This window comes from Bittarella sp. HCP28S3_D9 (assembly GCF_052065655.1).
Taxonomy (GTDB): domain Bacteria; phylum Bacillota; class Clostridia; order Oscillospirales; family Ruminococcaceae; genus Bittarella; species Bittarella massiliensis.
Window position 1 is genome coordinate 31,292 of record NZ_JBQHTP010000008.1, and the last position, 13,711, is coordinate 45,002.

The 13,711-nt window shown below is 60.4% G+C and carries 14 protein-coding genes and 1 riboswitch; of the genes, 9 read left to right on the forward strand and 5 right to left on the reverse strand.

The genetic code is table 11. The annotated features are described in order from the left end of the window. Positions 1-18 precede the first annotated feature (18 nt). Positions 19-1,098, reverse strand: a complete 1,080-nt coding sequence (gene asd, locus ACTNAU_RS05970) for an aspartate-semialdehyde dehydrogenase (protein ID WP_185915150.1) — start codon at positions 1,096-1,098, stop codon at positions 19-21. A gap of 140 nt (positions 1,099-1,238) precedes the next feature. Continuing rightward, positions 1,239-1,413: riboswitch (Lysine riboswitch) on the reverse strand. A 76-nt stretch (positions 1,414-1,489) separates the two neighbouring features. Here asd and queA point away from each other — a divergent pair. Continuing rightward, positions 1,490-2,521 (forward strand): tRNA preQ1(34) S-adenosylmethionine ribosyltransferase-isomerase QueA, encoded by a 1,032-nt coding sequence (gene queA, locus ACTNAU_RS05975; protein WP_216401334.1) that lies wholly within the window; start codon positions 1,490-1,492, stop codon positions 2,519-2,521. A 72-nt stretch (positions 2,522-2,593) separates the two neighbouring features. On the opposite strand, the gene ACTNAU_RS05980 is transcribed toward queA, so the two are convergent. Continuing rightward, positions 2,594-3,307 carry a 4Fe-4S dicluster domain-containing protein gene (locus ACTNAU_RS05980; protein ID WP_441097867.1) on the reverse strand — a complete coding sequence of 238 codons (714 nt, stop codon included), beginning with the start codon at positions 3,305-3,307 and terminating at the stop codon, positions 2,594-2,596. Between the two features lie 166 nt (positions 3,308-3,473). On the opposite strand from ACTNAU_RS05980, the gene ACTNAU_RS05985 reads away from it, so the two are divergent. Further along, positions 3,474-4,172, forward strand: coding sequence for a Crp/Fnr family transcriptional regulator (locus ACTNAU_RS05985; protein ID WP_441097868.1), 699 nt, complete (start codon positions 3,474-3,476; stop codon positions 4,170-4,172). A gap of 167 nt (positions 4,173-4,339) precedes the next feature. Here the strand turns inward: ACTNAU_RS05985 and ACTNAU_RS05990 are convergent, their stop codons facing one another. Next, a complete protein-coding gene (locus tag ACTNAU_RS05990) occupies positions 4,340-5,779 on the reverse strand; it encodes an alanine/glycine:cation symporter family protein (RefSeq protein ID WP_441097869.1) in 1,440 nt (479 codons plus the stop codon). Between the two features lie 250 nt (positions 5,780-6,029). Here ACTNAU_RS05990 and tgt point away from each other — a divergent pair, with 250 nt between their 5' ends. The 6 genes from tgt (at position 6,030) to ACTNAU_RS06020 (ending at position 10,642) form a co-directional block, all read left to right on the forward strand. Next, positions 6,030-7,160: a tRNA guanosine(34) transglycosylase Tgt gene (tgt, locus tag ACTNAU_RS05995; RefSeq protein ID WP_441097870.1), complete on the forward strand. Its 1,131-nt coding sequence runs from the start codon at positions 6,030-6,032 to the stop codon at positions 7,158-7,160. A gap of 103 nt (positions 7,161-7,263) precedes the next feature. Further along, positions 7,264-7,608 (forward strand): preprotein translocase subunit YajC, encoded by a 345-nt coding sequence (gene yajC / locus ACTNAU_RS06000; protein ID WP_185915146.1) that lies wholly within the window; start codon positions 7,264-7,266, stop codon positions 7,606-7,608. A 173-nt stretch (positions 7,609-7,781) separates the two neighbouring features. Beyond that, complete coding sequence (locus tag ACTNAU_RS06005) at positions 7,782-8,204, forward strand: TIGR04086 family membrane protein (protein ID WP_185915145.1); 423 nt, start codon at positions 7,782-7,784, stop codon at positions 8,202-8,204. 319 nt (positions 8,205-8,523) lie between these two features. Then, positions 8,524-9,150, forward strand: a complete 627-nt coding sequence (locus tag ACTNAU_RS06010) for a hypothetical protein (protein WP_441097871.1) — start codon at positions 8,524-8,526, stop codon at positions 9,148-9,150. Positions 9,151-9,218: 68 nt separating this feature from the next. Further along, the gene (locus tag ACTNAU_RS06015; RefSeq protein ID WP_216401260.1) at positions 9,219-10,133 is read left to right on the forward strand and encodes a tyrosine-type recombinase/integrase; all 915 of its coding nucleotides are present in this window, start codon (positions 9,219-9,221) and stop codon (positions 10,131-10,133) included. Next, entirely contained in the window at positions 10,130-10,642 is a 513-nt protein-coding gene (locus ACTNAU_RS06020) for an AAA family ATPase (RefSeq protein ID WP_441097872.1), read from the forward strand. Before ACTNAU_RS06015 ends, ACTNAU_RS06020 begins: the two co-directional genes overlap by 4 nt. An 83-nt stretch (positions 10,643-10,725) precedes the next feature. On the opposite strand, the gene ACTNAU_RS06025 is transcribed toward ACTNAU_RS06020, so the two are convergent. Continuing rightward, on the reverse strand, positions 10,726-11,706 hold the full coding sequence (locus ACTNAU_RS06025) for a tyrosine recombinase XerC (protein ID WP_185915323.1): 981 nt from the start codon (positions 11,704-11,706) through the stop codon (positions 10,726-10,728). Between the two features lie 398 nt (positions 11,707-12,104). Between ACTNAU_RS06025 and ACTNAU_RS06030 the strand changes: the two genes are divergently transcribed. After that, positions 12,105-12,248 carry a hypothetical protein gene (locus tag ACTNAU_RS06030; RefSeq protein WP_185915141.1) on the forward strand — a complete coding sequence of 48 codons (144 nt, stop codon included), beginning with the start codon at positions 12,105-12,107 and terminating at the stop codon, positions 12,246-12,248. Here the strand turns inward: ACTNAU_RS06030 and radA are convergent. Continuing rightward, positions 12,232-13,617 carry a DNA repair protein RadA gene (gene radA, locus ACTNAU_RS06035; RefSeq protein WP_441097873.1) on the reverse strand — a complete coding sequence of 462 codons (1,386 nt, stop codon included), beginning with the start codon at positions 13,615-13,617 and terminating at the stop codon, positions 12,232-12,234. The two genes, ACTNAU_RS06030 and radA, sit on opposite strands and share 17 nt — an antisense overlap. Between the last annotated feature and the right edge of the window lie 94 nt (positions 13,618-13,711).

The window sequence follows — 13,711 nt, forward strand, 5'->3', positions numbered from 1 at the left end:
CCTCTGCGGCTTTGCCAATCAGTCCAAATAGCCCTTGGCGGCCAACAGCTCCGCCATCAGCACCGCGCCGCCGGCTGCCCCACGCAGGGTGTTGTGGGAGAGGCAGACAAACTTGTAGTCGTACTGGGTGTCCTCCCGCAGGCGGCCGATGGAGACCGCCATCCCGTTTTCCAGGTTGCGGTCCAGCTTGGCCTGGGGGCGGTCGCTCTCTTCAAAATAGTGGAGGAACTGCTTGGGGGCAGAGGGGAGGTCCAGCTCCTGCGGCTCCCCGGCAAAGGCCGCCCAGCGCGCCTTGATCTCCTCGACGGTGGGCTTTTTGGCAAAGGAGACAAAGACCGCCGCAGTGTGTCCGTCGGACACCGGCACCCGCAGGCACTGGGTGGTGATGGAGGGCCCCTCGGCGTTGACGATCTCGCCGCCCTCGACCTTGCCCCAAATCTTCAGGGGCTCCTGCTCGCTCTTCTCCTCCTCGCCGCCGATAAAGGGGATCACGTTGTCCACAATGTCGGGGAAGGTCTCAAAGGTCTTGCCCGCACCGGAGATGGCCTGGTAGGTGCAGGCCAGCACCTTGGTGACCCCAAAGTCCATCAGGGGATGGATGGCGGGCACATAGCTCTGCAGCGAGCAGTTGGACTTGACCGCCACAAAGCCCCGCTTGGTGCCCAGGCGGGCCCGCTGCGCCTCGATGACGGCGGCGTGCTCGGGGTTGATTTCCGGCACGATCATCGGCACGTCGGCCACCCCGCGGTGGGCCGAGTTGTTGGAGATGACCGGGCACTCCCGCTTGGCATAGGCCTCTTCCAAGGCCTTGATCTCGTCTTTTTTCATGTTGACGGCGCAGAAGACAAAGTCCACCTGCCCGGTGATCTCGTCGATGTCCTTTTCGGCGTCGAGCACCCGCATCGACTTGACCGACTCGGGCATGGGGGCGCTCATGGCCCAGCGGCTGCCCACCGCCTCCTCATAGGTCTTTCCCGCCGAGCGGGCGGAGGCCGCCAGCACCTTTAGGTGAAACCAGGGGTGCCCCTCCAACAGGGTGATAAAGCGCTGGCCGACCATCCCTGTCGCGCCGACAACCCCCACTTGAAACTCTCTCATCACAATTTCCTCCTTCTCCTCGTGCCTTCTTGATCCCTTCCTACAGAAAAAGAAAAAACCGGTTGAAAACCGGCATAGCATGCAATATAATAGAAAGGTATGGAGCTTCTGCGGCTGCGTCTTTGCGGGCACACAGAGCCAAATCCGATAGCTCTCCACCATGTCACATGATGACAGTCGCAGCCTTGTTCAGGCCTGCGCCCAGGGGCCCCTATGCCAAAGGCGTCCCCTTCGGCGGCGTTGCCTTTCCCACCGGCTTCTGCAGCTTGGCGCCTGGCCGGCGGTACTGATCAAAACCGCACCTCTATCTTTATCTATATTCAGTTGCCCTTATCATAACACCCCCACCCGTATCTGTCAATTTGAAAAGCAAAGGACTGTACTTGCCATGCTGCGAAAAAGCGATTTTTATTACGACCTGCCCGAAGAGCGCATTGCTCAAACCCCCATCTATCCCCGGGACCACTCCCGGCTCATGCAGCTTGACCGCCGCACCGGCGCGATCACCCACCGCCACTTTTACGACATCGTCGACCTGCTCGAGCCCGGCGACGTGCTGGTGGTCAACGACTCCCGGGTCCTGCCCGCCCGCCTCTACGGCCAAAAGTCCGACACCGGGGCCAAGGGCGAGGTGCTGCTGCTCAAACAGCTGGGCCCCGTCACCCGCTGGGAGTGCCTGGTCAAACCCGGCCGCAAGCTGAAGACCGGCGTCCGCCTCACCTTTGGCGAGGGGCTGCTCACCGGCGAGATCACCGAGGTGCGAGACGACGGCAACCGGGTCATCTCCTTTGACTGCAAGGACGAGGACTTCTACAACCTCCTCGACCAAATCGGCCAGATGCCGCTGCCCCACTACATCCACGAGGAGCTCGAGGACAGCGAGCGCTACCAGACCGTCTACGCCAGGGAGCGGGGCTCTGCCGCCGCCCCCACCGCCGGCCTCCACTTCACCGACGAGCTGCTGCAGACCCTCCGCGACAAGGGGGTCATCATCGCCTCGGTCACCCTCCACGTGGGACTGGGCACCTTTCGCCCGGTAAAGGAGGAGAATGTGCTCGAGCACAAGATGCACACCGAGCACTACGTCATCCCCCAGGAGACCGTCGACATCATCGAGCGCTGCAAGGCGGAGGGGCACCGGGTCATTTCGGTGGGGACCACCAGCACCCGCACCCTCGAGTCCTGCTACCAGAAAAACGGCAAACTGATGGCCTTTTCTGACGACACCGACATCTTCATCTACCCCGGCTATAAGTTTGGGGTCATCGACGGGCTCATCACCAACTTCCACCTGCCCGAAAGCACCCTCATCATGCTGGTGAGCGCCCTCGCCGGGCGGGAGAATGTGCTGCACGCCTACCGGGTGGCGGTGGAGGAAGAATACCGCTTTTACAGTTTTGGCGACGCCATGTTCATCCTCTGACCCTCTCGCATCAATGCAAAAAGTGCGGCCCCCCACCTGTGGGGAGCCGCACTTTTTTATCGGGAAAAGGCATCAGCAGCGGTGCTCAGCCAGCACCTCGCCCTCGGTGGAGAGCACCGTCACCCGGCAGGGGATCTCTTTGCCGCAGCGCTCCAGCGCCCGTCTGACCGCCTGTTCTATCCCGCCGCAGCAGGGGACCTCCATCCGCACCACCTGAACGCTGTGGATGTCGTTTTGGGCCAGGATCTCGGTGAGCTTTTCCGCGTAGTCCCCCTCGTCCAGCTTGGGGCAGCCGATGAGGGTGATTTTTCCCCGGATAAAGCGCCGGTGAAAATCGCCGTAGGCATAGGCGGTGCAGTCGGCCGCAATCAGCAGGTCCACCCCGTCAAAGTAGGGGGCGCCCACCGGGGCCAGTTTGATCTGCACCGGCCACTGGGAGAGCTCGCTGCCGCAGGCAACTGCCCTCTCGCGCGCCGGCTCCTTGGGGGTGATGGCCCGCGACTGGCTGCCTGGGCAGCCGCAGGGGAGGGGGGCTGTCCCCGCCTGTTTGGCCGACTGGGCGGCCTTGACCGCCGCTGCATCATAGGCCGGCGCCTCCCTCTCCTCAAAGGTGATGGCCCCCACTGGGCAGGCCGGCAGACAGTCGCCCAGGCCGTCGCAGTAGTCCTCCCGCAACAGCTCGGCCTTTCCGTCCACCATGCCGATGGCCCCCTCGTGGCAGGCCTCTGCACAGAGGCCGCAGCCCACGCAGGCCTCCCGGTCGATCTTGATGATTTTACGCTTCATATCACAATTCCTCCCAATTGGTCTGATACACTGTATTTCCTTGCTTTCCTGGGTCCAGTATAGTACAATACAGCTGTTTGTTCTGTTGAAAATTCAACAAATAGATAAAAGCAAATATTTTCCTGCTGTGCGTGGGCGCCAAGCGGGAAGAGAGGGGGATCTACCCGTGCACCATCTGCCAAAACTGCCTCCTTCGCCGCTCTTTTCGGGGATCGAGGCGGGGGAGCTGCCACAGCTCTTGTCCTGTCTCGGCGCGCGCTGGAACAAATTCTCCAAGGGGGCCGTCCTTCTCGACGCCGGGGAGCCGGTCAGCCAAGTCGCCGTCCTCGTCGCCGGACGGGCCCAGGTCCTGCGGGAGGAGTACAGCGGCGAGTGCACCATCCTGGCGGAATTGGGCCCCGGCGACCTCTTCGGCGAGGCGTTTGCCTGTGCGCCGGAACCCGCCCAGCTCTCGCCTGTCGCCGTGCTGGCCTGCGGGGAGGGGGCTGTCCTCCGCTTCGATGCGGCGCGGCTCTTCTCCGGCGATTCGCCCTGCTCCTTTCACCCCCAGTTGGTGGGGAACATGATGGGCATCCTTGCGGAGAAGAACATCCTCCTCAACCGCAAAATTGGCCATCTCTCCAAGCGCACCACCCGCGAAAAACTCCTCTCCTACCTCTCCGAACAGGCCGCCCTCCAGGGGAGCGAGCACTTTTCGATCCCCTTTGACCAGCAGCAGCTGGCCGACTACCTCTGTGTCGAGCGCAGCGGTCTCTCCGTCGCCCTCAATCGCCTGCGGCGGGAGGGGGTCATCCGCTACTGCAAAAATCGCTTTTCCCTCTGCACCCCTTTGGAAGAAGGCGAGCCGGAAAAAGGAGGGTGCTAAAGGGAAGAACCCCTTTCTCCGCGAGGGCAACAAAACAGGGGGCTTTTTCAAAACGGCAAAAAATGGCGGGCGCCGGGACAAAAAATGCCACGGCGTCCGCCAACTGTTTTTACAGGGGCAGCACACTCCCCGGAAAACGCCCTTTCCAGCGCCTTTTGTTCGCTTTTCTAGGCTTTTCCCGCCGAGCGCTTTTGGGCCCTCAACGCCCGTTTTTCAGCCCTCTGGGGAATCAAGACGCGCTCTTGGTAGTCCCGGCACTCCCGGGCCACCACTCCGCTGAGGGCGAGCAGACAGATCAGGTTGGGGATGGACATCAGCCCGTTCATGGTGTCTGAAAAGTTCCAGACCACCTCCAGCGAGGTGGTGGCCCCCACGAAGGTCACCAGGGAAAAGAGGACCCGGTAGAGGTAGTTGGCCGCGCGGGAGTGCACCAGGTATTCCAGCGACTTCTCCCCGTAGTACTCCCACCCGAGAATGGTGGAGAAGGCAAAGAGGGCGATGCCCACCGTGACGATCATCCCCCCGGCAGACCCGAGGGCGGTGCGAAAGGCGGCAATGGTCAGGTTGACCCCGTCGAGCAACTTGCTGTCGGCCCCCGCCGTCCCCAGCACCCCCGAAGAGGCGATGGCCAGCCCGGTCACTGAGCAGACCACCAGGGTGTCAAAAAAGGTGCCGGTCATGTTGATGTAGCCCTGGCGGGAGGGGTGGTCGGTCTTGGCGGCAGCGGCCGCAATGGGAGCCGACCCCAGCCCCGCCTCGTTGGAAAAGACCCCGCGCGCCACCCCCCAGCGCATGGAGGAGAGGACGGTGGCGGTGATGGTGCCGCCCACCCCGCCGGCCACAGCGGTGGGGGAGAAGGCCATCCGCACAATTTCAACCAGCCCCTGGGGCAGGTTGCCGGCGTTGAGGGCGATGACCGCGATGCCGGCCACAAAGTAAAAGACCGCCATCACCGGCACAATGACCCCGCAGACCTTGCCGATGGACTGAATGCCCCCCACCAGCACCACGCCGACCAGTAGGGCCAGAACCAGACCGGTCGCCCAGGTGGGCACCCCAAAGGTCGAGCCCACCGCGTCGGAGATGGAGTTCGCCTGGGTCAGATTGCCGATGCCGAAAGAGGCCAGAACGGCAAACAGCGCAAAGAGAAAGGCGAGCACCGCGCCGACCCAGCGGATGGGGAAGCCGTCGCGCAGGGCGTACATCGGACCGCCCGCCATCTCGCCGCTCTTTGTCTTGACCCGGTATTTTACCGCCAGCACGCTCTCGGCGTACTTGGTGGAGAGGCCGAAAAGGGCGCTGACCCACATCCAGACCAGGGCCCCCGGGCCGCCCAACACCATGGCCGTGGCCACCCCGACGATGTTGCCGGTGCCGATGGTGGCCGCCAGGGCGGTCATCAGCGACTGAAAGGCAGAGATGTCCCCCTCTCCTCCGGCGGCTTTTTTCTCCCGCGAAAAGACCGATTTCAGGGCGTGCCCCAGGTTTCGCCAGGGGAGAAAGCCCAGCCGTAGGGTCAAAAAGACACCGGTCCCCACCAGGAGCACCAACATCACTGGCCCCCAGACAAAGTCGTTGACCGCCTTGATGATCTCGTTCAGCCCCATCTTTCCCAACTCCTCTCGCTTCGCCCTCTCCGTCCCTGCCCTCTGGGAATCGGGCGAGAATGGCGGGCCTTGCGCTGCACCCCATTATAGCAAATTTGCCCCCCATTGTCGAACTGGGACCCAATAGGGGGAGAGGGGAATGGGTCCAAGCAAGGGCGGCCAAATTGACTTTTGGCCGCCAAATGTCTATAATAATGGCCTGTATGAACCGGCGCGTCCACCGGGGCGCGCCCAGACAAGGAAGTGAACTATGTACACCCTGCTCAAACAGTCCGGCCATGCCCGCCGGGGCGAATTCAAAACGGTACACGGCACCGTGCAGACCCCTGCCTTTATGAATGTGGGCACGGTGGCGGCCATCAAGGGGGCAGTCAGCTCCTACGACCTGGTGGACCTGCGCACCCAGGTGGAGCTGTGCAACACCTACCACCTCCACCTGCGCCCGGGGGACAAGCTGATCCACGAACTGGGCGGCCTCCACAAATTTATGGGGTGGGAGCGCCCCATCCTCACCGACAGCGGCGGCTTTCAGGTGTTCTCCCTGGCGGGGCTGCGCAAAATCCGGGAGGAGGGGGTCACCTTCGCCTCCCACATCGACGGGCAAAAAATCTTCATGGGCCCGGAGGAGAGCATGCAGATCCAGTCCAATCTGGCCTCCACCATCGCCATGGCCTTTGACGAGTGCATCAAGCTGCCGGCCGAGTACAGCTACGTCAAGCCCTCCTGCGACCGCACCTACCGCTGGCTGGTGCGCTGCAAGGCCGAGATGGCCCGGCTCAACGCCCTGCCCGACCGCAACAACCCCCACCAGATGCTCTTTGGCATCAACCAGGGGGGCACCTACGAGGACCTGCGGATCGAACACGCCAAGAAGATCGCTGCCCTCGACCTGGACGGCTACGCCGTGGGCGGCCTGGCGGTGGGGGAGCCCAAGGAGGAGATGTATTACATCCTCTCGGTGGTGGACGAGTACCTGCCGCAGGACAAGCCCCGCTATCTCATGGGGGTGGGCACCCCCGGCAATATCATCGAGGGGGTCTGGCGGGGGATCGATCTCTTCGACTGCGTCATGCCCAGCCGCAATGCCCGCCACGGCCACCTCTTCACCTGGGAGGGCATTCGCAACATCAACAACCAGAAGTACGAGCGGGACACCCTGCCCATCGACCCCCAGTGCGACTGCCCCACCTGCCGCCGCCACTCCCGCGCCTACATCCGCCACCTCTTCCGCGCCGGCGAAAAGCTGGGCCAGCGGCTGGCGGTGATGCACAACCTCTACTTCTACAACACCCTGATGGAGAAGATCCGCGCCGCCCTGGAAGAGGGGACCTTTGAGGCGTTTCGCGCCCAATATGTCGATTTGCTGGACACCCGCATCTGAGCGGAAGATGTGAACGGCGCGTGAAGATTTGCAAACCGGTTGAAAAACCGGCAAACAGATAGTATAATAAAAATACTGTAATTTTTTTGGAGGGAAACTATCAATGTCGAATTTGTTTTTGCTGGAGGCCGCCGGCGGCACCAATATGCTGATGACCTTCCTGCCCATGATCCTCATCCTGATCATCTTCTACTTCATGCTCATCCGTCCCCAGAGCAAGAAGGACAAGGCCCTGAAGAAGATGCGCGACGAACTGCAGGTTGCAGACGAGATCACCACCATCGGCGGCATCGTCGGCCGCGTCCTCTCCATCAAAGAGGACACCGTTCTCTTTGAGACGGGCAGCGACCGCACCAAACTGCGGGTCAAGAAATGGGCCGTGCAGGAAGTGGAGAAGCTCGCCGACCCCATTGACAACACCGATCCCAAGGAAAAAGAGAAGAAGTAGTGTTTCCGCTCCTTCCGGCCGGCCCCTGCACAAAAAGCAGGGCCGGCCGCTTTTTTTGCCGCAACGTTTCAGGGAAAGAGGAAAGCAGGTCCTGTCCGCCCCAGGCGCCGGTATAAAGGGCTGCCCGGGCACATAGACTGTACCAAAGTCTAAATAGACGGAGGGAACAGACAATGCGCACAGGGGAGAGAACCGCGGCAAAGGGGCCGGTCAAAACAGAGGGTGGCAGTTTCATCAAACACTGGCTCATCGGCGTCGGCGCTGGGCTTTTGGGTACGGCTCTCACTCTGGCGATTTTCGCCTTCACCATGACCCTACACGATTTTGGCGGCGCCTTTTTTATCGCCGGCACCACTGCCATCTTGGCGTTGGGCGGCTTTTTGGCGGGCTTTGTCGCCGCCCGCATCCGCCGACAAAACGGAATGGCCATCGGCGCCCTGTCGGGGGTGCTGCTGTACCTGCTCTATCTCGGGCTCTCCCTGCTCACCTTTGGGCTTGCCTTTGGCCCCATGGCCATCACCAAACTGGCCATCTGCGTCATCCCCGCCTGTTTGGGCGGCGTGTGGGGGGTCAACTACCGCAAAAAGCACCGCTGACACAAAGCGTTTTATTTGAAACCCATTCCCGGATGCGCTGCTCCAGAACAGGGGCCGTGCACCCGGGATTTTGTGTTGATCCGATTTGAAAAGAGAAGGGCAGGGGAAGGAAGCGCGTATCCACCGCTGGGAGCATTTTGTCCTTGTAATTTCGGCACTTAAGGGGTATAGTAGTTTCCATAATCTCGCAGTTTCCCCCCTCCCACACCTGCCAAAGGGCGGATGCCCCTTCCTGTTCAGCAGGAGACAAGGGAGGGGAGAGCTTGTACTAATCTCCCCCTCTCCCTCATAGACTGTATCGAACAGGAGGGAAAAGAAGATGAGACGTACAAGACATCCGGCTCGGCGGCCTCGCCGAAACAGGCGGGGAAGCGCCGTCAACCCACTGCTGCTGAGCCTGGCGATCACCTTTGTGTTGGGCTGTGTCGCGGGTTCTCTATTGGTGCCCGGCCTGCCCTGGACAGAGGCGGGCAGCGGCGCTACGGCCTGTTCATGGGTTCGGTGCGCCATCAGCAGCCGCTGGCAGGACGTGCTCTCCCAGGGAGTTTTGGCGCCGATGGCCATCCTTTTGGGGCTCTACGGCTGTTCATTCAGCGGCATTGGCGTGCCCTTTTGCTACCTCTTTTTGGCGGTACAGGGGGTCTCTACCGGGCTCACCGGGGGCTATCTCTATTTTTATCACGGGGTGTCGGGAGCAGTTTTTAACCTCCTCATTCTGCTGATGCCCGCCGTTCTGTGCGCCGGCGCCCTCCTCCTCTTTGCTCGAAACTGCGCAGGGGTCTCCTACCTCGTCTGCAAGGATCTCTTCTGGGGCGAGAAGGAGGAGTTGGGGCAGCCCTTTCGCCGTCTCACCCACAGCCTGGGGATCGCCACCGCTTTGATCGTGGCCTCTGCGGTTCTCAAGCAGCTCAGCTTTTGGGCCTTCTCCTCGTACATACAGGTGTGAGGAAAGACTGTCGGCGGCTGGCGGCCGCTGCTTAAAAAACAAGATGAAAAGGGGAGGGGAGGAGCGCAATGTATTCCATTGCTGAACAATTTGCCGCCCATCTCTGCGGCAGGGTCTCCACCGGCACCTCGCGGGCCTACCTGTCCGATGTTAACGGCTTTTTGCAGGCCATCTCCTTTGCCGGCAACACCGACGCCATCACCGACGGCGCTGTCGAGGCCTATTTGGGCGCACTGCGCGAACAGGGCCTCAAGCCGGCCACATTAAACCGCAAGGTCTCCTCCATCAACGCCTTTGTCAAATACCTCAAACAGGCAGAATTGGTGGAGTACAGCCAGGTACAGACCCAGGCGTTGGCCGTGCAAAATTACCTGCGCCCCTTTCCCGAATTCCTCTCCCCAGATGATGTGGACCGCCTTCTGCAGGTCCCCGACCTCTCCACCCCCACCGGGCTGCGGGACCGCGCCATGATGGAGCTGATCTATGCCTCCGGCATTCAGGTCAAAGAGCTGCTGGCCCTGCACCCCTGGCAGATCAACTTTAAAAAGAGCCGCCTTGTGGTGGAGGGGAAGGATGGCGCGCAGCGGAGTGTCCCCCTCTACCCCCAGTGTCTACAGCTGTTACAGCGCTACTGCCGGGAGGTCTTGCCCGCCCTTCCGTCTGACGGAGAGGGCGCCTCACAAGACCTGCTCTTTCGCAATCTGGAAGGCGGCCCCCTCTCCCGGCAGGGGTTTTGCAAACAGGTGCGCAAGTACGCGGCCAAAGCCGGGCTGGGGGAAGGGGCCACGGCCAAGGCCCTGCGGCAGTCCTTTGCCGCCCATCTCCTGCAAAGCGGCGCTCCCATTCAAAGCGTGCAGGCGCTGGTGGGGCACCTCACCCCCCAGTCCACCGCTTTCTACCACAACGCCGTCCGGCATGCGGCCCGCACCTCCTACAAAAAGCACCACCCAAAAGCCAAGTCCGGGGGAGGGAAGAAGCCGTGAAAAAGCAGTTGATCGTCATCAACGGCACCATGGGGGTGGGGAAGACCGCCACCTGTCGATCCCTCAAAAAGATACTGACGCCCAGCGTCTTTCTCGACGGGGACTGGTGCTGGGATATGGAGCCCTTTGTCGTCAGCGACGAAAACAAGGCGATGGTGATGGAAAACATCGCCTTTCTCCTCCGCAATTTCCTACAAAACAGCAGTCTGCAATACATCCTCTTCGGCTGGGTCATCCACCAGTGGGAGATTCTCGACGACCTGTTGAACCGATTCGCCGATCTCCCTTTTGACTGCCGGGTGTTCACCCTTGTCTGCACCCCAGAGGCCCTGCAGGCCCGCCTGCAAAGGGACGTGGAGCAGGGACTTCGCACAGCTGACGTCATTCCCCGCAGCCTCCAGCGGCTGCCCCTCTACGAGCAGATGGAGAGCGAAAAGGTCGATGTCAGCCGGGTCAGTGCTCGCGAAGCCGCCGAGGAAATTGCCCGGCAAATCGCCGCGCGCCCTTGAGGGGCCTTTTTCACATTGTCGGACAATGATTTCTCAAAAAGCGCCCTCCTTCCAGAGGTATCTGCACTGGAAGGAGGGCGCTTCTATTTTTGCTCTTTATTGTCGTCTTTTTGAGGCTTTATTTTCGGTGCGGTCTTTCGCTTGGGCGGCTTTACGCCCGAGAGGGGAGACTTGGCAGAGGCCTCCTCCATCTGTTTGTTGGAGACATGGGTGTAGATTTCGGTGGTCGAAACGTGTTCGTGCCCCAAAATCTCACTCAACACTCGTATGTCCACGCCGCCGTATTGGTACATCAGTGTGGCCGCCGTGTGCCGCAACTTGTGGGTGGAGAGCCCTTGGTTTGAAAGGCCGGCGTTTTGCAGCGTTCGCTCCACGATCTGCTGCACCCGCCGACGGCTGATCCGGGTGCCCAAACGGGACAGGAACAATGCGTCTCTGTCCTTTATATCGGTCAAATTGCGGCTTCTGACGGGTTTGTAGTTCTCAATTGCGTCCAAACACGCCTGGTTGAGATAGACGATCCGCTCTTTGTTGCCCTTGCCGGTGATGCGGACAGTGTTGTCGGAGAGATCGCCCAGATCGATTCCCACCAGCTCGCTTAAGCGCATGCCGCAGTTGAGAAAAAGGGTCAGCATGCAAAAATCCCGCTCGTAGTAGCCGTCGTCCACCACGTGGTTGAGCAGCTCCAAACTCTCTTCAAGAGTGAGATACTTGGGCATACTCTTTTTGATGGCCGGGATTTCCAGGTCTTTGATGGGGTTTTGCTCCAGCAGATTGGCGTTGACTGTCAGGTACTTAAAAAAGGACTTTAAGCAAGAGACTTTTCGCGCCCGCGTCGTCGCGCTGTTGCCGCGCTCTTTGGTGATGAAGTACATGAACTCATACACGTCCGACAGGGTGACGCTGCGAATAAAGTCGATGTCTACATCGTCAATGGAGATGTCGTCAAAGGGGACATCGGCGGCGACCAGATCTCTGTGTAGCTTGAGAAAGCGAAAGAAGGTGCGCAGGTCGATAAAGTAGCTGTCGACCGTGCGGGGCGAGCGGCCCTTGATGGTCTCCATATAAAAGAGAAAGTCTCGCATCACTGTGGGCGTCTGCGCGAGAATAGATTTGTCCAGCGGCAAAAAAACACCTCCTTGACTATAGGTTTGATGTGCAGGTTTGATGTGCCAGCCTATGTGAACGAGCCTAGGGCGTCAAGACCGCAGAAACGGCCTTAAAAGCAGAAGGGAAAAATCGCACCCCCTGTATTGCACTAAATTTTTATTTAGTGCAATTATATATTTCTAATATAACACTTCCCTCTGCAGAAATCAATTGAGAGATTTGGTGTGCTTCGAAACAAAATGAAGTCGCACAACACCTGTCAAGTCAAAGCGGTTCTCCACCGCCCCGGCTTTGAGGATATTCTCTCAATCAACTGGGCAGGATACTTTGTAAATGGGAGGCGATCAAATCCATGAATCTGGTGATTTGCGGAAAAAAGTGCAAATTCCAAAAAGACGGCTACTGCAATCTGCCCAATCTGTCACAGATGGGAAACAGTTTGGGCGAAGGCTGTGTTCACTTCACCCCTTTGGAGGAAATCAAAAAGCCGCTTTAAACGCCTCTTGTATGGAGCTCACCCCGACAATCTCAATTCCTTTGATCGGCTGCAGCTGGGCGTGGCGGAGATTCTGTTTGGGCACGATCACCCGCCGAAAGCCCAGGCGCTGCGCCTCGCTGATGCGGGCTTGCAGCTGAGAAACGGAGCGGATCTCCCCTGTCAGCCCCACCTCCCCCACCGCCAGCACATCGCTGGCAATGGGCTGGTCTTTGACGCTGGAATACATGGCGAGGATCACCGCCAGGTCGGCAGCCGGTTCATCCAGGCGAATGCCGCCCACCACGTTGATGTAGACGTCCAGGTTTCCAAAGAAAAAACCGCCTTTTTTCTCCATCACGGCGATGAGGAGGTTGGCCCGGTTGTAATCAAAGCCGGTGGAGACGCGGCGGGGCGCGGCAAAGCCCGACTTGGTGATGAGGGCCTGCACCTCGGCCAGCAAGGGGCGGCTGCCCTCCATATTGCAGGCCACGCAGGTGCCGGAGACCCCTGCCGGCCGGCCGTCGAGGAGCATCATCGAGGGGTTGAGCACCTCTTTAAGGCCCTCCGCCGTCATGTCAAAGACGCCGATTTCATTGGTGGAGCCATACCGGTTTTTGACCGAGCGGAGAATGCGGTGGGAAAAGTGCTTGTCCCCCTCAAAGTACAAGACCGTGTCCACAATGTGCTCCAACACCTTGGGGCCGGCAATCGCCCCGTCCTTGTTGACGTGGCCGATGATGAGCACGGGGATCTCCTCCCCTTTGGCAGTCTTCATCAACAGAGAGGTGCACTCCCGCACCTGGGCGACGCTGCCCGGCGAAGACGAGAGCTCACTCAAGTTCATGGTCTGAATGGAGTCGATCACAACCAAATCAGGACGGGACGAGGCGATTAGGTCGCAGATGGCGTAGATGTCGGTCTCGGCCAACACCTTCAAGTTTTCGCCGTCGACGCCCAGGCGGTTGGCCCGCAGCTTGATTTGGCGGATAGACTCCTCGCCCGAGACGTAGAGCACCTGCAGCTGCCTCGCCAAATAGCCGCAGATCTGGAGCATCAAAGTGGATTTCCCGGCCCCCGGCTCTCCCCCCAGCAAGACCAGGGCCCCCTTGACGATCCCCCCGCCCAGCACCCGGTCGAGTTCGCCGATGCCGGTCAAAAAGCGGGCTTCGCTCTCTTCGCTGACGCGGTTGAGGGCGGTGGGCACCCTGTCGGACTGGCGAGCGCCTGCCTTGGGGGCAACAGCGCCCCCTTTTGTGGCGGCGGGGGCGCGCACTAGGTGCTCCTCCAAGGTGTTCCAGCTGCCGCAGCTGGGGCACTGGCCGCTCCACCGGGGGAAACTCGCCCCGCATTCGCTGCAGGTAAAGGCTATCTTCTCACTCGATTTCATCTGTACCCTCCCAGATCGGACGGGGCTCTCTCCCCTTCTCTCTGTTCCTATTATAAGGGCTCTCTCCCCTTTCTGCAAATACAAAAAGAGACCG

Bases quoted from the DNA above. Each gene is read 5' to 3' on its own strand.
- asd (WP_185915150.1), bottom strand. From the start codon at position 1,098: ATGAGAGAGTTTCAAGTGGGGGTTGTCGGCGCGACAGGGATGGTCGGC.
- ACTNAU_RS05980 (WP_441097867.1), bottom strand. From the start codon at position 3,307: ATGAAGCGTAAAATCATCAAGATCGACCGGGAGGCCTGCGTGGGCTGC.
- ACTNAU_RS05990 (WP_441097869.1), bottom strand. From the start codon at position 5,779: ATGGGGCTGAACGAGATCATCAAGGCGGTCAACGACTTTGTCTGGGGG.
- tgt (WP_441097870.1), top strand. From the start codon at position 6,030: ATGTACACCCTGCTCAAACAGTCCGGCCATGCCCGCCGGGGCGAATTC.
- yajC (WP_185915146.1), top strand. From the start codon at position 7,264: ATGTCGAATTTGTTTTTGCTGGAGGCCGCCGGCGGCACCAATATGCTG.
- ACTNAU_RS06005 (WP_185915145.1), top strand. From the start codon at position 7,782: ATGCGCACAGGGGAGAGAACCGCGGCAAAGGGGCCGGTCAAAACAGAG.
- ACTNAU_RS06010 (WP_441097871.1), top strand. From the start codon at position 8,524: ATGAGACGTACAAGACATCCGGCTCGGCGGCCTCGCCGAAACAGGCGG.
- ACTNAU_RS06015 (WP_216401260.1), top strand. From the start codon at position 9,219: ATGTATTCCATTGCTGAACAATTTGCCGCCCATCTCTGCGGCAGGGTC.
- ACTNAU_RS06025 (WP_185915323.1), bottom strand. From the start codon at position 11,706: ATGGAGACCATCAAGGGCCGCTCGCCCCGCACGGTCGACAGCTACTTT.
- ACTNAU_RS06030 (WP_185915141.1), top strand. From the start codon at position 12,105: ATGAATCTGGTGATTTGCGGAAAAAAGTGCAAATTCCAAAAAGACGGC.
- radA (WP_441097873.1), bottom strand. From the start codon at position 13,617: ATGAAATCGAGTGAGAAGATAGCCTTTACCTGCAGCGAATGCGGGGCG.